Genomic DNA, 20,372 nt, shown 5'->3' on the forward strand with positions numbered 1-20,372 from the left:
TCCCATGAAGGACCAAAAGCAGCAATCCTCCCTCGATTTGATCGAGGAACATGAAAAGTTTATTAAAGGATCGCATCTCGTCACCATCTTCCATAATGAATCCAATATGTATTCAGTGGTGCGGATCAGAGTGACGGAGACGAATGTTGCGTATGATGAAAAAGAAGCGGTCGTTACTGGTTATTTCCCTCGCATTCATGAAGACGAGACTTACATATTTTTTGGACAAATGAAGGAACATCCCAGGTTTGGCCTTCAATTTCATGTAGAGCACTTTCGGAAGGACATTCCTCAAACACGACACGGTATTGTCCAATATCTTTCAAGCGACCTGTTTTCAGGTATCGGAAGAAAAACTGCCGAGAAAATTGCAGATGCACTTGGTGAAAATGCCATCTCCAAAATACTTGAGAACCCCTCTGTACTGGACTCCATTCCAAAGCTTGCCGGCGATAAAGCCAAACTGCTATATGACACTTTGATGGAACATCAAGGGTTGGAGCAGGTCATGATTGCCCTGTCCCAGTTTGGTTTTGGCCCGCAGTTGTCCATGAAAATTTATCAAGCTTATAAAGATCAGACAATTGAAACCCTTCAAAAAAATCCGTACGAGCTGGTGGAAACAGTAGAGGGTATTGGCTTTGCCAGAGCAGATGAGCTTGGAAATCATTTCGGAATATCCGGAAATCATCCTGACCGCATCAGAGCAGGCTGCCTGTATATGCTCGAACAGCATTCTATGCAGGAAGGTCACTGTTATGTGCTTGAGGAACAACTTACAGAAGCGGTCGTCAGACTTTTAAATGAAAAGCAGCATGGCCTTGTAGCAGAGTCTGACATTTCTCGGGAAATTATGCAACTGACGGAAGAAGGAAAGCTTAAAGCAGAAGAAGGGAAAGTATATTTACCTAGCCTCTATTTTTCAGAGCAAGGTGTGGTTACCAATATCAAAAGGGTATTGGAGCAGACCCAATATGCCGACCAGTTCCCTGAGTCAGAATTCCTCCTTGCATTAGGTGAATTAGAAGACAGATTGAAGGTACAGTATGCACCTTCTCAAAAAGAAGCCATTCATCAAGCATTAATGACTCCGATGCTTCTTTTAACAGGAGGGCCGGGGACAGGTAAAACGACTGTTATTAAGGGAATCGTAGAACTATACGCAGACCTTCATGGTTGTTCATTGGAACCTAATGATTACAGCAAGGATGATCCTTTTCCGATTATGCTTGTCGCCCCAACAGGCCGTGCTGCCAAACGCATGAGCGAAGCAACTGGGCTGCCTTCTTTGACTATACATAGGCTACTCGGTTGGAATGGTTCGGAAGGGTTTCAGCATGACGAAGAAAACCCCATACCAGGTAAGCTTTTGATTGTTGATGAGGTTTCGATGGTTGATATTTGGCTTGCCAATCAACTGTTTAAATCTCTTCCAGATGATATCCAAGTTGTATTAGTGGGAGATGAAGATCAACTTCCTTCCGTTGGTCCAGGTCAAGTATTAAAAGACTTACTCGCGTCCAAAGTGATTCCGACCGTCCAATTGACCGATATCTACAGACAGGCAGATGGTTCCTCAATCATTGAGTTGGCCCACGATATGAAGGATGGTGCATTGCCAACAGACATTTCATCTGGACAGAAGGACCGTTCTTTTATCAAATGCGGACAGTCGCAAATATTGGATGTAGTGAAAAAAGTATGTGCAAATGCGCAAAGTAAAGGTTATACCGCACGCGATATTCAAGTGCTCGCACCTATGTACAGAGGAACAGCTGGGATAGATAAACTTAATGAAATGCTCCAAGAACTTTTCAATCCCAAAAGTGACCAGCGTCGTGAATTAAGTTTTGGCAATGTTGTATACCGGACAGGAGATAAAGTGCTTCAGCTTGTCAATCAACCGGAAAGTCATGTCTTCAACGGTGACATCGGTGAAGTGGTTTCCATCTTTTACGCGAAGGAAAATACCGAAAAACAGGACATGGTCATCGTATCTTTTGATGGCAATGAAGTTACTTATACCAAGCAGGATCTTGGACAAATAACTCACGCATATTGTTGTTCCATACATAAGTCCCAGGGAAGTGAATTCCCGATTGTGGTGTTGCCTGTAGTAAAAAGCTATTACAGAATGTTGCGCCGAAATCTACTGTATACTGCTGTGACACGCGCTAAGCGTTTTTTAATTCTTTGCGGCGAAGAAGAAGCATTAAAGCTTGGCGTGCAACGCGCGGATGAGATGGCAAGGCAAACATCGTTAAAAAGACAGACTTCAAATGAAGCAGTCTGAAGCTTTGCCAGATGATGAAGTCATTGATCCTGTTCTTCAAGAGGTCCCTTTCTGGAAAGACGCCAACATCGGCATGGAAAACGTCAGTCCATATGACTTTATGGATGAAGAATAATGTATGTAATCAAAGAGGTAAATACCAATGGGAAAGAAGCTTGTCCACCAATGGGCAAGCTTCTTTCGGTTAAACAGTGTTTATCTTACTGTTTGATTTCTGCAGCAGTAAAAGTAATCGGGCCATAGGCAAAGACACTTAAGTCATCAGACCCCTGACCTTTTTGAGCTGTCAGATAATAGGTCACATCCTTTGCATCAGCAGGAACCACATCCACAAACTGAGTAACTGATTCTGTTGCGTCATCGTTTCCTGATGCGTCAATTTCTACAATGCTTTGGTAAATTAGATTTGCCGGAGAGATGTTCCCCCGATAAATTCTTGTAAAAACATCTGCAAATTCTGCCGAGTTGTTGTTCACATGGTAAAGACCATTTAGCCATACGACATTCCCTTTTTCAACATCCTTTAGAGTGGCTGTAGCAACGACTTGTGGTTGGGTACTTAGAGGGAATGTTAGAGGTAACGGTAGTTCTGTAATGGAATCAAATGTTTGATAAGCAAATTCCACTAACTTTGAATGATCCTTCTTGTGGTCTTTTTTGTCATGCTTGTCACAATGGTCTTTCTTGTCATGCTTCTTATCATGCTTGTCACAATGGTCCTTTTTATCATGCTTTTTGTAGTCGAATTCTGCTGCGTCATCTTCTATAACCATTTTGTGTTCATTTTTGTAGTAATAATAATATTTAGGCATATATTTTCACCTCCTTCCATTGAATTCTATACATACTATTCGGCTTACGAAATACTGCTTGGTCAAAGGTGGAGTAAATTGGCCTGTTTTTGAATTTAAACACCTATTTTAAAATGGAAAACCTTTCGCGGTATCAGGGGAACCAATCAGACAAAAGCTAGTAATGTTCGAAAAGAGGTGGATTCTTTGAGAACATTTTCTCGAGTGATTGGGATGCTAATTTACGATATGGCATCAGGGAATAAGATTGGCCGGGTAAAAGATCTTTGCATTGAAGAACCAGGGCAAATCAAAGGACTGATCATCGATGGAAAAGGGCTGTTCCATCGCGCCAAGTTTCTACCCTTTGAATACATTCATTCTTTTGGTGAAGAAGGAATCATGGTGGGAGAACACGCTCTTACACCCATTGCCAAAAAGGACGGACAAGTATATTATCACCACTTTCACGGTATAAAAGGAAAGTCTTTTATAACAGGAGAAGGGGATAAGCTTGGGCTGTTAGATGATGTATATTTTGAAGAGGAAACGGGCACAATCGTAGGATATGAGGTAACGGACGGTTTCTTCGCAGATTTGTCGGAAGGAAAGAAGATTGTTAAGAATCCTTCAGATCTTATCATCGGAAAGGATACCGTCGTCGTTTCTGTACTATCCTAACGCGAGGTGTCAATGATGGTCTTTTGTTGTCCTAATTGCAAAAGTAAAGATATCGGTAAAATCGGTGTGAATCAGTATTATTGTTGGGGTTGTTTTATTGAGCTTTCCGTATCCAAAGGAATGGTCCATACTCATCAGGTGGAAGAGGATGGAACGTTGAGCTCTTTGGATGATTTGTTTCATGAAGACGATCGACAAATTAGTATGTAACTAAAACTTGGGAGTGAGTCGCATGAACAGAGCTATGACATCCTTGTTAATGATTGGCCTTGGAGCCGCTGCCACTCGACTTAGCCGAAATAATGATGTGCAAAACTTTTTGGGAGATATGACTTCCAAACGTAATATGAAGAAAATGAGAAAGCAAGCAAAGAAATTGTTTTCTTAATGTGTGAGCCCGTTCCTTTTAAGGAGCGGGTTTTTTTATTGTTTATGAAATTATAAAATAATCGAATTGCGGTATAAACGTTAGGGTAATTCTAGATTGTTGTGATGAAGACCTCAGTGATGAGGAAAAAGGAGTAGAGAGGTCTTATTCATAGAGGTGATGAAGCAGTGACGAGAAAAAAGGAGAAGAGATGTCCTCATAAAGGTGATGAAGACCTCAGTGACGAGAAAAAAGGAGAAGAGATGTCCTCATAGAGGTGATGAAAATCTCAGTGACGAGAAAAAAGGAGAAGAGATGTCCTCATAGAGGTGATGAAGACCTCAGTGACGAGAAAAAAGGAGAAGAGATGTCCTCATAGTGAACTGCCCCCTGTCAAGTAGACACTTGAAATAATAAAACAAGACTAAGCTGTCTTAGCCCTGTATTCTAAAGGGCTAAGGCCGTTTAATCGTTTTTGATAGCGGTCATGATTATAAAAATGAATGTACTCATCAATTGACTCTTCGAGATCCTCAAACGTTTCATATTTCTCCAAATAATACATCTCGCATTTCAATGTCCCCCAAAAAGACTCTATCGGACCAATATCAATACACCGCCCGACTCGGGACATACTATGAGTCATGTTTGCCTTATCAATTTTTCTTTTGAATTCGAGGTGGGTATATTGAAACCCTCGATCACTGTGTAAAAGCGGCTGTTCGCCATTCAACATGGCAGTTGCTTGATCCAAGGTTTTAAACACTAGCTGATTGTTATTTTTAAGTCCTATAACATAACTAATAATAGCCCCATCATATAAATCTCGAATGGCACTTAAATAAGCCTTTGTAGCTTTACCGAACTTAAACTCTGTAACGTCCGTCACCCACTTTTCATTTGGCTTTTCCGCTTGAAATTCCCGGTTTAACAGGTTTTGGGCAATATGATTAGGGGTCACTTTTTTGTAACGGCTCTTTTTTCTTCTAATAATGCTTTGAATGCCTAAAACACGCATTAATCTATAGATTCGTTTATGGTTATAAGATGTTCCTAACCTTCGATTCAAAGTCATGGTTACACTTCGATAACCAAAAATCCCCTTCACTTTTACGAATAATGTAGTAATCTCTTTCATTAACTTTTCACTTTCCCGTTCCCGTTTGGAAGGCTCCCGCTTCAACCATTTGTAATAGGCAGACCGGGCAATCTCCGCGATGTCACAGAGCATCACGATAAAAAACCCTTCTTCCCGTTCCAGTTCCTGAATAGCTATGTATATCGCCTCATGGCGTATCTGACTTATTTTTGCCTCCTTTCGATCTCCTCTAACTTTTTTAGAAATGCGTTCTCTGCTCGCAATCGTTCATTTTCCCTTTCAAGCCTCTGCATCTCTCGCTGTATTTTCTGTTCAGGAGAAAGTTCCACTTCTTCCTTCTTCCGCCCACGTTTATCTTGGAGGGCTTCTTCGCCACCATTCTCATACTTTTTTACCCATTGATATACTTGTTGGTAAGAGACCTGAAAGGTCTCAGCTGCCTTATGAAAATCCAAGCCGTTCTCTAGATAATAGTGCACAATCTCTATTCGTTCATTTAAGGTAGTTTTTCTTTTGTTAGTCATAGTGAACTTCCTTCCTTTTGAAGTATCCTTTAGTTCTCTATGACTATTATAATTCTTAATCCATTTCTGGAGGACAGATTTACCTGAAATTTCATACTTCCTAACAAGTTCTTTTTGAGAGTACCCCCCCTTAAGGTATTCCTGGACTACCTTAAGCTTAAATTCCTTAGAATATTCATTCGAGATAGGGTATAAACCGTTCTCCCCCAGACTCTCATATCTATCGATCCAATTATATATTGTGGATGGACTAACGTTATTTATATGGGCTAAATCTGTAATAGTGTGAGTTCGATTTTCCCAAGCCCGTATGACGTTGATTTTGATATCGAAAGAGTTATCTTTTTTTGACATAATAAATACTCCCCTTAACGGAAACAGATTTTTGTTTTTTAATCTGTCTACTTAAAAGGGAGCATATCATAGAGGTGATGAAGACCTCAGTGACGAGAAAAAAGGAGAAGAGATGTCCTCATAGAGGTGATGAAAATCTCAGTGACGAGAAAAAACGGTAATGAGAAGTCTCCCGCTGACGTCTGCACGCCTCCCACTACTGCCGTTTTACACTTTGGACAGTCCTCACCTTTTATCATTTGACATTATGTATAGTGAAATACAAGCCTAAAGACAGTAGAATATACATAAAGTTCTAATTATTCTAACAATTTATTTTTCGCGCAATCATCAAAAGGGGGTTCTTATATGTCCGATAAAGTGATGATAGGATTAATTCAAGCATCAAATGATGTGGATGGCTCGGAGGCTGTAGCGGTCCATAAAAAGGCGGCCATTGAAAAGCATATCAACCTTGTTAGAGAAGCAAAAGCAAAGGGTGCGCAGATTATCTGTCTTCAAGAAATCTTTTATGGTCCATACTTTTGCAGTGAACAGAATGCGAAGTGGTACGAGGCTGCCGAGGAAATACCGAATGGTCCTACAACAAAACTATTCCAAGACCTTGCAAAGGAGCTTGGTGTAGTAATAGTCCTTCCAATCTATGAGCGAGAAGGCATTGCCACGTATTACAACACGGCAGCAGTAATTGATGCAGATGGCAAGTATCTCGGAAAATACCGTAAACAACATATTCCTCAAGTTGGGGTAGGAGATCAAGGCCACGGCTTCTGGGAAAAATTTTATTTCAAACCGGGCAACCTTGGATATCCGATTTTTGATACAGCATATGCAAAAGTTGGTGTGTACATATGCTATGACAGACATTTTCCTGAGGGTGCAAGACTGCTTGGTTTAAAAGGTGCTGAAATCGTCTTTAACCCTTCCGCTACAGTGGCCGGTCTCTCAGAATACTTATGGAAATTGGAGCAACCTGCACATGCAGTGGCAAATGGCTATTATGTCGGTGCCATCAACAGGGTTGGGGTGGAAGGTCCATGGAAAATGGGCGAGTTTTATGGACAGTCCTATCTGGTTGACCCAAGAGGATCGTTTGTTTCCATCGGAAGCAGAGATCAAGACGAAGTAATCATTGGGGAAATGAACAAAAAATTAATCCGTGAAGTGAGAGATGTGTGGCAATTTTACCGTGACAGAAGACCGGAGACATATGAAGAAATGACCGCACTTTTGCCGTAAAGGCCAAGAGGTAATTCATTCGCAGTTTGTGAACCTGATTCCAGTAGTTAATATTGGGCACATCCGTCGATATGAGTTGCCTTTTTTTCTTGCGAGATTTGGATAAAGGGGAGTGGGTATGTGAAAGGGGCAATGAAACGAATCGATTTAGAAGATTTAACGGTGAATTTTATGGAAGCAAAACCTGGTCTAACAGATCGGGAAGCGTTGGAGGAGGCTAACCGCTGTTTATATTGCTACGATGCACCTTGTATTGTAGCGTGCCCGACAAGTATTGATATTCCTTCTTTTATCAAAAAAATTGCTTCAGGTAACTTAAAAGGTTCCGCCAAAACGATTATGAGTGCCAATCCTGTCGGAGCAAGCTGTTCGAGGGTATGCCCGACGGAGGAGTTGTGTGAAGGGGCATGCGTTCTTAATCATCATACAAAACCAATTGTAATAGGCGATCTTCAACGCTATGCAACTGACTGGGCCATTCGAAACGAGCAGGTTCTTTTCCAAAAAGGGAAATCCAACGGAAAAAAAGTAGCGATTGTCGGTGGGGGGCCAGCTGGGCTTTCTGCAGCTCGTGAACTGGCTCTACTTGGATTCCAAGTCACCATATTTGAAGCAGAGAAAGAAGCAGGAGGCCTGAATACGTATGGAATTGTCTCCTTCCGCCTACCTAAAAGTGTTTCTTTTTGGGAAGTGGAACAGGTTAAAAGCTTAGATGTGGAGATACGAACTAATACAAAAGTGGGAGTGGACATATCAGTAGATGATATTCTGACTCAATATGATGGTGTTATTTTAGCTGTCGGCATGGCCAGTGTTCCGATGCTTGGAATTGATGGAGAAGATCTGAGTGGAGTATATGATGCCATTGATTTTGTAAAAGAAACAAAAACCAATAGCATTACAGATAAATTCAAAGGGAAAAATGTCGTGGTCATTGGTGCTGGAAATACTGCCATCGATGGTGCGACCTGTTCAGTCCGGCTTGGTGCAGAAAATGTAAAAATTCTTTATCGCAGGACGCAAGAAGAGATGACTGCTTATGACTTTGAGTATGAGTTTGCAAAACAAGATGGAGTAGAATTCCGCTGGCTTACAGCGCCAAGTAAAATTATCGGAAACGAAAAAGGCGAAGTCGCAGCCATTGAATGCATAAGGATGGAACTTGGAGCCCCAGGTGCTGATGGCAGAAGAAGACCGGTGAAAGTGGAAGGTTCCGAACACATACTGCAAGTAGACGCTGTCATCAAGGCAATCGGTCAGACGAGATATACCAACCTTATTGAACGATTCGGACTTATTCACGACGATGGAGTAGTGAAGATAGATAAACATACCCATCAAACCTCCAATGATAAAATATTTGCCTGTGGCGATGTCGTGTTCGGTAAGGGCCAAAGGGAGGCAATGGTCGTAACTGCTGCGGAACAAGGAAAACTTACGGCGTATGCTCTGTATGAAAAATTGGTAAAAAACAAAGTGGAGACGGCCTGAAAAAAAGTGTGAGGGGGAAAGCATTTGGCAGATCTATCAATAAATTTAGCAGGAATTAAAGCACCCAATCCATTCTGGCTTGCATCAGCACCGCCAACTAATTCCGGATATCAGGTGCAGCGTGCTTTTGAAGCAGGGTGGGGAGGTGCAGTGTGGAAGACGCTTGGAGACCCGATTATTAATGTGTCTTCTCGGTTTGCGGCTGTCAGTTTTAATGGACAGAGAGTAGCGGGTTTCAACAATATTGAGCTCATTACCGACAGACCTTTAGAAGTGAACTTAAGAGAAATAGAAGAAACCAAAAAGAAGTTTCCAGATCGAGCGGTCATTGCCTCTTTGATGGTAGAACCAAAGCAAGAAAAATGGCATGAAATTGTGAAAAAGGTGGAAGCCGTTGGGGTGGATGGACTTGAGTTGAACTTCGGCTGTCCGCATGGAATGGCTGAAAGGGGAATGGGTTCTGCATCCGGTCAGGTTCCGGACCTTGTCGAAAAGCAAACCTATTGGGCAAAAGAAGCAGCAAATACACCTGTCATCGTTAAATTGACACCAAACATCACCGACATCACCGTGACGGCAGAGGCAGCAGTAAGAGGAGGAGCAGATGCTGTCAGTATGATCAATACGATTAACAGTCTTGCTGGTGTGGATCTTGATAGTTGGAACACGATACCTCATGTGGGCGGTAAAGGAGCCCATGGCGGGTATTGCGGGCCAGCTGTAAAACCAATTGCACTTAATATGGTAGGGGAATGTGCAAGAAACCCTAGAATAAATGTTCCAATCTCCGGAATGGGCGGCGTCTCTAACTGGCAAAATGCGGTGGAGTTTATGCTAATGGGGGCAACTGGTGTTCAAATTTGTACCGCAGCTATGCATCATGGATTTCGAATTGTAGAAGACATGTTGGATGGGCTCAACAATTACTTAGATGAAAAAGGAATTGCCAGGGTCATGGACCTTGTAGGGAAATCTGTACCCAAATATTCGGACTGGGGCAATCTTGATCTGAACTACAAAATCGTCGCAAGAATCAACCAGGATACCTGTATTAACTGCAATAAATGCCATATCGCCTGTGAAGATACTTCCCATCAGTGTATTGATATGTTGAAGAATTCCTCAGGAAAGTCTTATTTGCAAGTAAGAGAAGAAGATTGTGTAGGGTGTAACCTTTGCTCTATTGTCTGTCCGGTGGAAGATGCTATCACCATGGTGGAGCTTCCACATGAACAACCACCAATGACATGGAATGACAGGCAATCTGCTCTTGGTTTATTGAAACAATGCGAAGTGGATACGGTTAAATAAGGGGGAATAGAACAAATGGCAGCCAAAAAACTAATAAAGAACGGAATCATTGTGACAGCAAGCGACCAATATGAAGCAGATATTTTAATTGACGGGGAAACAATCTCTTCTATCGGGCTCAATCTTTCCTCAGCTGATGCGGAAGTGATTGATGCAAAAGGTTGTTATATCTTTCCTGGTGCGATTGATCCCCATACACACTTGGATATGCCCTTTGGGGGAACTGTTACAAAAGATGATTTTGAAAGTGGAACAATGGCAGCAGCTTTTGGAGGAACGACATCCATCATTGATTTTTGTCTGACAGAAAAGGGCCGACCGCTTCAGGATGCGATTAAAACATGGCATGCCAAGTCAAAGGACAAAGCGGTTATCGACTATAGCTTTCATTTGATGATCGGTGAGATGAATGAAGCTGTCATGAAGGAACTACCACAAGTTATTGAAAAAGAAGGCATCACGTCGTTTAAAGTATTTATGGCATATAAAAATGTGTTTCAAGCAGATGATGCAACCCTCTTTCGTACGTTAAAGGCGGCGAAGGACCTTGGTGCTCTTGTTATGGTTCACGCTGAAAATGGAGATGTTATTGATTACTTAACAAAGGAAGCATTGGAAAACGGAAATACAGACCCAATTTACCATGCCTTAACAAGGCCTCCTGAGGTGGAAGGGGAAGCGACTGGAAGGGCTGCCCAACTTACTTCGCTTGCAGATTCTCAGCTTTATGTGGTTCATGTGTCCTGTGCGGAAGCGGTAGAAAAGATTGCCGAAGCAAGAAACAAAGGAGTGGAAATTTGGGGAGAAACCTGTCCGCAATATCTGGCTCTTGATAAAAGCTATTTAGAAAAACCGAACTTTGAAGGTGCCAAATATGTCTGGTCCCCGCCATTGCGTGATAAATGGCATCAAGAAGTGTTATGGAATGCCTTAAAAAGCGGTCAGCTTCAGACGCTTGGCTCTGATCAATGCTCGTTTGACTTTGAAGGGCAAAAAACGCTAGGAAAAGGTGACTTTACAAAAATACCAAATGGAGGACCTATGATCGAAGACAGAGTCAGCATTCTGTTTTCAGAAGGTGTGAAAAAAGGGCGGATATCCATCAATCAGTTCGTCGACATTGTTTCCACAAGAGTTGCAAAGCTTTTCGGAATGTTTCCGAAAAAAGGAACCATTTCCGTTGGAGCTGATGCAGATATCGTCATTTTTGACCCAAACTATGAAAGGGTGATATCCGCATCCACCCACCATATGGCTGTCGATTATAATGCATTTGAAGGAATGAAAATTACCGGTGAACCTGTTTCTGTTCTCGTGCGAGGTGAGTTTGTCGTTCGCGATAAGCAGTTTGTCGGAAAAGCCGGAAGCGGGCAATATATTAAACGCAATAGATATGGAGCAGCATCCCAACTGAAACAGAACGAGACCTTGTCCATCTAACCCAACAAACCTAACAATTTTATTCAACCAACCTCCGTATGCTTGACCTACACAATCACACTAGGTCAAGCATTTGTTATATCAAAAGTAAGCGTTAGTCCCTTGCAGTTCGGAGTGCAGGGTGAGAGACTCCGGCGGGAGGTAGCGGTAGGTTGATATCCCGCAACGAAGGAGGCCACTGAAAAACCCAATAACCTATCTTTTGGATAATTAATAGCTGTTGATTGGAGCAATTGGCGGAGACTCCTACGGGGGAGTAGCGACAATGTTGAGACCCCGCAGCGCGTAGCCCGAGGAGGCTCAAGGTCGCCCCGTGGAAAGCGAAGCCGTTTGCGGAAATCAACAGCGGTGGCTTAACAAAATCTAACATCAAAGACTTTTTCACTGGCCATCAACGAAGTGAGGCTCAAGCACACGCCCTGCGGAAAGCAATCACCCGGAATGTAGATCTGCAAGAGTTAAAGGATACCTTAAATATTATAAAATGGGGTGTTTTGATGAAAAAGAATGAAAGTTATTTAAAATCGCCAGACCTACTCCCAATCTCTCACGCAAACCGAAAAATAGGCACAGTCGGATTTGCAGTCATGTGGGTCGGGATGGCAGTCGTACTCGCTGCTTTCGCAATCGGAGGAGCCGGCGTACAAAGCTTATCGCTCGGTTGGGTAATCGTTGCTACCATCATCGGAAGTATAGCCATCGGATTGTTCATGACCATTACAGGAGACATAGGAATCGAACACGGACTCTCCTTCCCGGTTTACATGCGGGCGCCATTTGGAACGATAGGGACACATATCCCTTCTATCATCCGTGGCTTGGCGGCATCTTTCTGGTTTGGTATCAACACCTACTTTGGTGCCACGGCAATGAATGCCATCCTTTTTACATTAACAGAGTTTGATAACTGGTTTGTGTGTTTTCTCATTTTTGCAGCTGTTCAACTACTTAATACCGCACTTGGCATTAAAGCGGTTGAGCGCTTTGCTGATCTTGCAGCACCAATCATAATCATCATTTCTGCCTGGATGTACACCACTCTATCTGATAGAGCACTGGATCAAGGCAGGGAAGTATGGTCGTGGATCGAAAGCCCGGTAACAGGAGGAGCTGCCGTAACGGCTTTCTTGATCGTCATATTCAGTAACATGGGATTCTGGGCAACATTGGCAGCAGATATTCCATCTATCTCGCGTTTCATTAAAGCACCTAAGTATGAACGAAACTGGTTAAAACGGAACAAATCCAGCATTGTAGGAAGCGTCATTGCCTTGCCGATTACACAAACATTCATGGTAGCAATCGGAGGAGTTTCTTATATCGCTGTATCAAACTATGATCCTGTTGTCGCGTTGCAGGAGGCAGCCAGTGGAATTGTTCTAGGGGTTCTTTTATTAATGATTATTTTTGCCCAATGGTCTACCAATGCTTCAGCCAACCTTATTCCGGCTGCAACCATTTTTTCCAATGTTGGAGGTCCAAAAGTTCCGTTTTGGGCTGGTGTTGTCATCGCTGGGATAGTAGGATCTGTTGTTCAACCTTGGAACCTTTTTGGAATATTAATTCCGGTTTTATTGATTGTTGGTGGAATTCTTTCAGCAATCGTAGGGATTTTGTTTGCGGACTACTATCTATTGAGGAAACGCCGCGTGAACGTGCATGACCTTTATGAAAACGATGGTCAGTTCAAATACACAAAAGGCTTTAATCTAGCAGGATTTATTTCTTGGTTTGTAGGAGGAGCGGCAGCATACTATCTTGCAAACTATTCGTTTATAGTCGGTTTTGTAGTGGGTGGGGGTCTATATTATATTCTTGCAAAGTATTGGTACTTTAAAAAATATCAGCAGGCTGAAATTGAGGATCCTGATGATGAGAAGTATCTTGGAATTACAGTTGGAAGAGACTGGGTTATCGTGGACGAAGCGGAAGCTTATGACGAACCAAAAGAACTTTCAAGTTAACCTGTTAGGAGGAATATAATTTGAGCGATTATCAACAATATATAGCAGAAAAAGAAAAGATAGATTTTTTCATAAATAAAGGGTTTCGTATTAAAGATGTAGAAGAGAACTTAGAAGGCTCCTTTCTTGTTCTAGAACGAAACGATGGCAAGAAAGAGATTTCCCATGAAGAGACCCTACACATTAAGCATGCAGATTCCAGGAAGTACTTTGCCTCCCTATTGATTAAGCAACAACGGCAAGAAAATTAACGAAACCTTCATAGTTTGATCTTGCTGCGAATAAAATCATGTAAACTGCATCGTGAAAGGAGTATTCTATATATGGAATATCAATTGAAATGCAAAGAGAGCGCCTACCCTTGCGAGGTAACAATTGATGAAGACAACAACAGGTTCACCATCCGCAAAGCAGATTCTAGTGGCGAGTTTTTTAATTCACCTGAAGAACTTGTCAATTGGATTTTGGAAAACTGGGATTCAAGCGACTTTAATGATGAAGGTGAATTTCAAGAAATGGTCCAAGAAATTCAGTTATATTTTCCGATAAATAATTAAGAGACAAAAGATGACATGTGGAGAAAAGGCCAACATGTCATCTTTTGTGTATTTTTGTCAGAATATTTAATTAAATAACACCCTTGATTACGTTATAATTAAATTATCGTTTTAGGACCTAGTCATACATAAAGGTAGCAACCATTATAGAAAAAGAGGTGAATATATGAAAACCATGTTGTCCCTACAGGAGATCATGAAGCGGAAACAATTTGAAAAATCCGAGGTAGTTGCAGGGAAACAAGGCATCCACCGTCAAGTAAAATGGGTGCATGTCGTGGAAATCTCCAATATAGAGAAGTTGTTGAATGGACAAGAACTAATTTTATCCACTGGGGTTTCTTTTGGAAATAATATGGAGAAATTTAAGTCGTTTGTTCAGCAGCTAATAAACTGTCAGGCTGCCGGATTATGTATTGAAAAAGGTGCCTACATCCCCTCCATCCCACAGGAAATTATTTACTTAGCTAATGCACAAGCATTCCCTCTCATTCTCTTTCATCAGGAAGTGTCATTTGTAGATATTACGCAAGATATTCATTCTGTGTTGATTAACCAGCAATATCAAATGATCTCTCAACTCGAAAGTTACTCTCAAACGTTGAACAAGAAACTATTGACCATTACCCATGAAATGCAAATACTACATTATCTACAAGAACATTTGGAAACTCAAATTATATACGAAAATAAATCAGGAGAAAGGTTCTTCATACCGGACGTTCCTATTCACGAGCGGAAAAAAATCGTATGCTCGATGAATGCTGATCTTTTAACAGAAAGGTACTTGAGGGAGTCTGTTCAGGTAATGGACAAGCAACATGGGGTCATTCATATTCTTTCTCACGACCGCGTATTGAGCGAGTTTGATCATTTACTATTAGATCGAACTATCACCGCGCTTGCTCAGCATATTTTAAGAGGGTTGTATGTGGAGGAGAAAAGAAGACTTGAAGAAAGCGAGTGGCTTCGCAGTTGGCTTGAAGGTGGACAGAGCAAAGAATCCATCCGGGATTTCCTTGGTCGCAATGAGGCTGTTCTTCATAAAGGCGGAGTGGTACTTCTTTGTAAAAAGAAAAACCAACACGCCCCGGCGCTGGACAAAACCTATTTAACCCTTTTATTTCGCTCCATCTTTGAACAACAAGGTTTCTCTGTGTTCTTTACAGAAATGAAAAATACGCTAACGGTCATTTTGATTAACAGAAGAGAGGAAAAAGGCTGGAAGGAAAGGCTTTCTGAAGGAGTAGCCAACATTCTCGGCAAACAGAAGGACTCCAAAGGCAATTATTCTCTCCGCTTTGCTGTCGGGAAATATGTTCTGCCTCTTGATCAACTTTCCAAAAGTTATCAGTCTTCATGGGAAGCTATGCAAATTCAGGAGCAACTGTTGAAGGATGAATATTTCTCCTTTTTTGAGGACCTTCATATTTACCGCTTGATTTCGTTCATGCAAAAACATCATGATCTTCGTGATTTTGTGATGGAATATTTGGAGCCAGTCATAATTTATGATCAAAAGCATAATGGGAAGCTTCTTGAGACATTGAAGATTTATCTCTCCTGCAATGGTTCAAAAAAAGAGACGGCAAGTAAGCTCTATATTGTTAGGCAGACTCTCTATCATCGGATTCAAAAACTTGAAAGCTTACTTGGGGAGGACTTCATGACTTCTGAAAAGAGGCTTGTGATTGAGTTCATGGTGATGGTATATGAATATTTGAACACAACCAATTCGTATCTAGACGGAGATAGTAAAACATATAGTCTTTAAAATGTTGACAAAGTTGGTTTCCTGAAGGGACCAACTTTTTTTCTGCCAAAATGTCAGGAACGAAACCTTATCCATTTTACATTTTGTCTAATGAAAGCCTTTCTATTTTGTCAGATAATAGTCATAAGTTCTAAATATTCTATTAACGAATGAGGAGGACAATATTATGACAATTACTTCAAAAGACACAAGGGTATTGCAAAATTTCATAGATGGAAAATGGGTGGATTCAAAAGGTTCTGAAAGGATGGAAGTCATCAACCCCGCAACAAAAGAATGTTTGGCAAAGGTGCCGATATCTACCAAAGAAGATGTTGAGGAGGCAGTAAAGGCAGCTAAGCTGGCATTTAAAACATGGAAGGATATGCCTGTACCTAAACGTGCACGCATCATGTATGCCTATCATCACCTATTAACAAAAAATCATGACGAACTGGCAAAGTTGATTGTTCTTGAAAACGGAAAAGCGTTCAAAGAAGCACATGGAGAAGTGCAGAGAGGGTTGGAGTGTGTAGAGTTTGCAGCTGGTGCACCAACATTGATGATGGGGGAGACCTTATCCAATATTGCGGAAGATATTGATTCTAGCATGTACAGATATCCGCTGGGAGTTGTCGGCGGAATAACGCCTTTTAACTTTCCAATGATGGTTCCGCTTTGGATGTTCCCGCTCGCCATCGCTTGCGGTAATACGTTTGTCTTGAAGCCTTCAGAACGGACCCCGATGCTTGCCAATCGATTAGTCGAGCTGTTTACAGAAGCAGGAGCGCCAGACGGAGTGTTGAATATTGTCCACGGTGCACATGATGTAGTAAATGGTTTGCTAGATCATGAGGATGTTAAAGCTATATCCTTTGTAGGCTCCCAGCCAGTTGCAAAATATGTGTATGAGACTGCCGCCAAAAATGGGAAGCGGGTTCAAGCATTATCTGGTGCGAAAAACCACCATGTCGTCATGCCGGATGCCAACATAGAAAAAGCTGCTCAACATATTTTAACCTCTGCATTTGGAAGTGCAGGGCAGCGTTGCATGGCATGCAGTGCAGTAGTGGTGGTCGGTGATAACGATTCATTTGTGGAAGAGCTGAAAAACAAATCAAATTCCCTGACAATCGGAAATGGTATGGATGAAGACGTATTGCTGACACCGGTTATTAGGGAAAGCCACAGAGAAAAAGTACTAGGCTATATTAAACAGGGCGTTTCCGAAGGAGCATCTCTGATTCGCGATGGGCGGAAAGAAATGGATGAAATGCCAGAGGGCAATTATCTTGGGCCAACCATCTTTGATCATGTGACCCCTGAAATGACGATTGCCAAGGAAGAGATTTTCGCACCCGTTCTCAGTCTCTTGCGTGCAAAAGACCTTGACGAGGCACTTGCTCATATCGAGAAATCCCGATTCGGCAATGGGGCAACCATCTACACAAAAGATGCCAAGGCGGTAAGGCAGTTCAGGGAAGAAGCGGATGCTGGAATGATCGGTGTCAATGTAGGAGTTCCTGCAACCATGGCATTTTTCCCATTCTCCGGCTGGAAAGATTCGTTTTACGGCGACCTTCATGTAAACGGAAAAGACGGCGTCAACTTCTTCACCCGTAAAAAAATGATCACATCAAGATACGATTTTTAAAATAAGGTGTAGAGTATAGAAAAGTTTTCTAGCTGGTGATTGGAGCAAAAGGCTAGACTCCAGCGGGGGAGTAGCGACAATGTTGAGACCCCGCAGGCAACCGAGGAGCCTCAAGGTCGCCCCGCGGAAAGCGAAGCCATTTGCGGAAATCACCAGCGGTGTAATGAAGATAGAAAGGGTGTTTCCGTTGGCTAAAATAAATCAAACGCAAGAACAAAATTTATTGGCTCAAGACGACCGCTATCTATGGCATTCCATGAAACCCTATAGTCCCTCCTCCACCATGGTAGTAAAAGAAGCAAAAGGCGCTTGGATCACTGATATCGAAGGCAACCGCTATTTGGATGGGATGTCAGGGCTTTGGTGTGTCAACGTCGGCTATGGCAGAACGGAACTTGCAGAAGCGGCGTACGAACAGCTGAAAGAACTCGCTTATTTTCCACTAACACAAAGTCACGTCCCGGCAATAAAACTTGCTGAAAAACTTAACGAGTGGCTTGGAGAAGAATATGTCATTTTCTTTTCCAACAGCGGATCGGAAGCAAATGAAACAGCCTTTAAAATTGCAAGACAATATCATGCTCAGCGTGGCGAGAGCAACCGCTATAAAATTGTATCCAGATACCGTTCTTATCACGGAAACACCATGGGTTCATTAGCAGCAACAGGCCAGGCGCAACGAAAATATAAATATGAACCACTAGCACCAGGGTTTGTACACATCCCGCCTCCCGACACATATAGAATGGAAGATGCGCAAACAGAAGATCCCATGAAGATGAGATGCGTAAAAGACGTGGATCAAGTGATGACGTGGGAGCTAAGCGAGACCATTGCAGCAATGATCATGGAACCAATTATTACAGGCGGAGGAATCCTTACTCCACCAGATAGCTACATGGGAGCAGTCTCTGAAATCTGTAAAAAGCATGGTGCCCTCTTAATTGTAGATGAAGTGATTTGCGGCTTTGGAAGAACTGGAAAGCCATTTGGATTCATGAATTATGGCGTAAAACCAGACATCATCACCATGGCCAAAGGCATTACAAGTGCCTATCTGCCGCTTTCGGCCACTGCAGTGAAAAAAGAAATCTATGATAAATTCAAAGGATCTGAGGAATACGACTACCTGCGCCATGTGAATACTTTTGGGGGTAGTCCGGCATCATGTGCCTTGGCATTAAAAAACCTTGAAATCATGGAAAATGAAAAGCTGATAGAGCGTTCTGCAGAAAAAGGGGCAATATTATTAAGCGAACTCAAATCCCGCCTTTCCGATCATCCCTTTGTTGGAGATGTCCGGGGAAAAGGGCTGTTAATAGGATTGGAACTTGTTAAAAACAAGGAAACAAAAGAGCCGATTGAAATAGACAAGATTAATGGAGTCATTGCCTCATGTAAAAAGAGGGGCTTAATAGTTGGGAAAAACGGAGCGACCGTGGCTGGATTTAATAATGTCCTTACTCTTTCACCACCTCTGTCCATCAGTGATGAAGACCTGCAATTTATTATGAAAACGGTGGCCGATTCTATTTCTGAGTTGAAGTAAAATAACGTATAAATACCTTTAACTAAATAGAGAATAACGAGTAGGAGGCGTTTCTCTTGGAAAATCAGAAGAAATGGCTGTTACGCCTAGGTACACTTCTACTCGTTATGATCATTTTGTATGTTTTCATGAAACTGAGTCCATTGTGGGCGCCTGTTTTGAAGGTTATCTTCATCATCAGCATCCCATTTTTCATCAGTATTTTCATTACATACCTGCTGCATCCCGTTGTAGAATACACTCACAACCGAGGGATGCCTAGACCAATTGCTATCTTAATCATCTACCTCTTATTTTTTGGTGGAATCGGTCTCATAGCTTATAAAGGGATACCTGTCATCATTGACCAGCTTTGGGAGCTTTCAGAAAACTTCCCGCGACTGTCTCAAACATATAGCGGTTGGATCAAGCAAATTCATAGTTCCACTTCTAGTTGGCCGGACGGAATCCACGATAGAGTAGATCAAACCTTTAATGAATTTGAAGCAATGCTCTCCAATCTCTTGACAAAAGTTGTAGCCGGATTAAAAGGGGTATTAAACTCCTTTTTTATATTGATTGTCATTCCTTTCATAGTGTTTTACCTTTTGAAGGATTATGATCAAAGTAAAAAAAACAATCTGGTACTTGACCCCTCGAAAATGGAGGGAACCGGGAATTGCCTTTTTGAAGGACGTAGACATCTCACTAGGTAGCTATATAAGAGGACAGTTGACGGTATGTTTGATTATTGGCATACTTGCAACCGCAAGTCTCTGGCTGACTGGCATGAAATACCCACTCGTGCTTGGTGTGATCATAGGAATCACGAACATCATCCCTTATTTTGGACCGATTATCGGAGCTTTTCCGGCAGTTATCATCGCTGCGACTATTTCTGTGAAGATGGTACTATTGGTAATCGTCATTATTTTTGGTCTGCAATTTATAGAAGGGAACATTTTATCGCCATTAATCGTGGGCAAAAGCCTTCATATTCACCCGGTATTCATCATTTTGGCTCTATTAATTGGAGGAGAGGTCGCAGGGGTGGTAGGATTGATTTTGGCAGTACCTGTATTCGCTGTGCTGAAGGTTACTTTAACTCATCTTACTGCTCATTTCATCAAACATTGACAACGGTCTTTCTGTTGCATATAATCGAAACATACTAGCTACATAAACCAATTCAAAGAAGGATCTGAGTACATTACAGACCATCCTGAAAAGAGAGGAATTCCACGGCTGAAAGGATTCCAGGGTGAAGGGTAATGGAAAGCTAATCCGGAGAGCAGGGTGAAATCCTGCCGGTTTGCACCGTTAAAG

17 protein-coding genes, 1 pseudogene and 1 other annotated feature (1 of these 19 running past the window's edge) are annotated in these 20,372 nt (G+C 42.0%); of the genes and pseudogenes, 16 read left to right on the forward strand and 2 right to left on the reverse strand.

Going from position 1 to position 20,372, the window contains the following annotated elements:
• Window positions 1–4 precede the first annotated feature (4 nt).
• Together recD2 and M313_RS26650 are read left to right on the forward strand one after the other, a co-directional pair.
• Window positions 5–2,293, forward strand: coding sequence for an SF1B family DNA helicase RecD2 (recD2, locus tag M313_RS23585; protein ID WP_010196032.1), 2,289 nt, complete (start codon window positions 5–7; stop codon window positions 2,291–2,293).
• Window positions 2,280–2,408, forward strand: coding sequence for a hypothetical protein (locus M313_RS26650; RefSeq protein WP_010196035.1), 129 nt, complete (start codon window positions 2,280–2,282; stop codon window positions 2,406–2,408). Before recD2 ends, M313_RS26650 begins: the two co-directional genes overlap by 14 nt.
• Before the next feature lie 85 nt (window positions 2,409–2,493).
• Here the strand turns inward: M313_RS26650 and M313_RS23590 are convergent, their stop codons facing one another.
• Window positions 2,494–3,105, reverse strand: a complete 612-nt coding sequence (locus M313_RS23590; RefSeq protein WP_010196038.1) for a hypothetical protein — start codon at window positions 3,103–3,105, stop codon at window positions 2,494–2,496.
• Between the two features lie 186 nt (window positions 3,106–3,291).
• Here M313_RS23590 and M313_RS0113155 point away from each other — a divergent pair, with 186 nt between their 5' ends.
• From M313_RS0113155 to M313_RS25280, 3 genes are read left to right on the forward strand one after another with little or no spacing between them, the layout of a single operon-like run.
• Entirely contained in the window at window positions 3,292–3,765 is a 474-nt protein-coding gene (locus tag M313_RS0113155) for a PRC-barrel domain-containing protein (protein ID WP_010196041.1), read from the forward strand.
• Window positions 3,766–3,780: 15 nt separating this feature from the next.
• Window positions 3,781–3,975 (forward strand): YrzR-like zinc ribbon domain, encoded by a 195-nt coding sequence (locus tag M313_RS0113160; RefSeq protein WP_010196044.1) that lies wholly within the window; start codon window positions 3,781–3,783, stop codon window positions 3,973–3,975.
• Between the two features lie 22 nt (window positions 3,976–3,997).
• On the forward strand, window positions 3,998–4,153 hold the full coding sequence (locus M313_RS25280) for a YrzQ family protein (protein WP_010196047.1): 156 nt from the start codon (window positions 3,998–4,000) through the stop codon (window positions 4,151–4,153).
• A 403-nt stretch (window positions 4,154–4,556) separates the two neighbouring features.
• On the opposite strand, the gene M313_RS25285 is transcribed toward M313_RS25280, so the two are convergent.
• Window positions 4,557–6,109 (reverse strand): IS3 family transposase gene (locus tag M313_RS25285; protein WP_087942052.1). Its coding sequence is split into 2 segments (ribosomal slippage): window positions 4,557–5,473 and window positions 5,473–6,109, totalling 1,554 coding nucleotides; the frame shifts between segments, so codons are not numbered across the junction.
• A 348-nt stretch (window positions 6,110–6,457) separates the two neighbouring features.
• Here M313_RS25285 and M313_RS0113180 point away from each other — a divergent pair.
• The 11 genes and pseudogenes from M313_RS0113180 to M313_RS23595 all read left to right on the forward strand — a co-directional run bounded on the left by M313_RS0113180 (window position 6,458) and on the right by M313_RS23595 (window position 20,183).
• A complete protein-coding gene (locus M313_RS0113180; protein ID WP_010196053.1) occupies window positions 6,458–7,348 on the forward strand; it encodes a nitrilase-related carbon-nitrogen hydrolase in 891 nt (296 codons plus the stop codon).
• Window positions 7,349–7,480: 132 nt separating this feature from the next.
• On the forward strand, window positions 7,481–8,839 hold the full coding sequence (locus M313_RS0113185; protein WP_029326495.1) for an NAD(P)-dependent oxidoreductase: 1,359 nt from the start codon (window positions 7,481–7,483) through the stop codon (window positions 8,837–8,839).
• A gap of 24 nt (window positions 8,840–8,863) precedes the next feature.
• The gene (preA, locus tag M313_RS0113190) at window positions 8,864–10,150 is read left to right on the forward strand and encodes an NAD-dependent dihydropyrimidine dehydrogenase subunit PreA (RefSeq protein WP_010196057.1); all 1,287 of its coding nucleotides are present in this window, start codon (window positions 8,864–8,866) and stop codon (window positions 10,148–10,150) included.
• Window positions 10,151–10,165: 15 nt separating this feature from the next.
• Window positions 10,166–11,590, forward strand: coding sequence for a dihydropyrimidinase (hydA, locus tag M313_RS0113195; RefSeq protein ID WP_010196059.1), 1,425 nt, complete (start codon window positions 10,166–10,168; stop codon window positions 11,588–11,590).
• A gap of 497 nt (window positions 11,591–12,087) precedes the next feature.
• Window positions 12,088–13,554, forward strand: coding sequence for an NCS1 family transporter (locus tag M313_RS0113200; protein ID WP_010196061.1), 1,467 nt, complete (start codon window positions 12,088–12,090; stop codon window positions 13,552–13,554).
• Between the two features lie 20 nt (window positions 13,555–13,574).
• Window positions 13,575–13,805 (forward strand): hypothetical protein, encoded by a 231-nt coding sequence (locus M313_RS0113205; RefSeq protein ID WP_010196064.1) that lies wholly within the window; start codon window positions 13,575–13,577, stop codon window positions 13,803–13,805.
• A 72-nt stretch (window positions 13,806–13,877) separates the two neighbouring features.
• Window positions 13,878–14,111: a hypothetical protein gene (locus tag M313_RS0113210; RefSeq protein ID WP_010196066.1), complete on the forward strand. Its 234-nt coding sequence runs from the start codon at window positions 13,878–13,880 to the stop codon at window positions 14,109–14,111.
• 166 nt (window positions 14,112–14,277) lie between these two features.
• Window positions 14,278–15,885, forward strand: a complete 1,608-nt coding sequence (locus M313_RS0113215; protein WP_010196067.1) for a PucR family transcriptional regulator — start codon at window positions 14,278–14,280, stop codon at window positions 15,883–15,885.
• Between the two features lie 166 nt (window positions 15,886–16,051).
• Window positions 16,052–17,518, forward strand: coding sequence for a CoA-acylating methylmalonate-semialdehyde dehydrogenase (locus M313_RS0113220; protein ID WP_010196069.1), 1,467 nt, complete (start codon window positions 16,052–16,054; stop codon window positions 17,516–17,518).
• 163 nt (window positions 17,519–17,681) lie between these two features.
• A complete protein-coding gene (locus tag M313_RS0113225) occupies window positions 17,682–19,067 on the forward strand; it encodes an aspartate aminotransferase family protein (protein WP_050780686.1) in 1,386 nt (461 codons plus the stop codon).
• Between the two features lie 56 nt (window positions 19,068–19,123).
• Window positions 19,124–20,183 (forward strand): annotated as a pseudogene (locus M313_RS23595) (AI-2E family transporter).
• Between the two features lie 46 nt (window positions 20,184–20,229).
• Window positions 20,230–20,372 (forward strand) — a binding site (T-box leader); it runs 70 nt beyond the window's last position.

The organism is Bacillus sp. m3-13, assembly GCF_000175075.1.
Lineage (GTDB): Bacteria > Bacillota > Bacilli > Bacillales > Bacillaceae_I > Sutcliffiella_A > Sutcliffiella_A horikoshii_C.

Excerpts from the sequence above, each read along its gene's own strand:
- recD2 (WP_010196032.1), top strand. The coding sequence starts at position 5 with ATGAAGGACCAAAAGCAGCAATCCTCCCTCGATTTGATCGAGGAACAT.
- M313_RS26650 (WP_010196035.1), top strand. The coding sequence starts at position 2,280 with ATGAAGCAGTCTGAAGCTTTGCCAGATGATGAAGTCATTGATCCTGTT.
- M313_RS23590 (WP_010196038.1), bottom strand. The coding sequence starts at position 3,105 with ATGCCTAAATATTATTATTACTACAAAAATGAACACAAAATGGTTATA.
- M313_RS0113160 (WP_010196044.1), top strand. The coding sequence starts at position 3,781 with ATGGTCTTTTGTTGTCCTAATTGCAAAAGTAAAGATATCGGTAAAATC.
- M313_RS25280 (WP_010196047.1), top strand. The coding sequence starts at position 3,998 with ATGAACAGAGCTATGACATCCTTGTTAATGATTGGCCTTGGAGCCGCT.
- M313_RS0113180 (WP_010196053.1), top strand. The coding sequence starts at position 6,458 with ATGTCCGATAAAGTGATGATAGGATTAATTCAAGCATCAAATGATGTG.
- M313_RS0113185 (WP_029326495.1), top strand. The coding sequence starts at position 7,481 with ATGAAACGAATCGATTTAGAAGATTTAACGGTGAATTTTATGGAAGCA.
- hydA (WP_010196059.1), top strand. The coding sequence starts at position 10,166 with ATGGCAGCCAAAAAACTAATAAAGAACGGAATCATTGTGACAGCAAGC.
- M313_RS0113200 (WP_010196061.1), top strand. The coding sequence starts at position 12,088 with ATGAAAAAGAATGAAAGTTATTTAAAATCGCCAGACCTACTCCCAATC.
- M313_RS0113210 (WP_010196066.1), top strand. The coding sequence starts at position 13,878 with ATGGAATATCAATTGAAATGCAAAGAGAGCGCCTACCCTTGCGAGGTA.
- M313_RS0113215 (WP_010196067.1), top strand. The coding sequence starts at position 14,278 with ATGAAAACCATGTTGTCCCTACAGGAGATCATGAAGCGGAAACAATTT.
- M313_RS0113220 (WP_010196069.1), top strand. The coding sequence starts at position 16,052 with ATGACAATTACTTCAAAAGACACAAGGGTATTGCAAAATTTCATAGAT.
- M313_RS0113225 (WP_050780686.1), top strand. The coding sequence starts at position 17,682 with ATGAAGATAGAAAGGGTGTTTCCGTTGGCTAAAATAAATCAAACGCAA.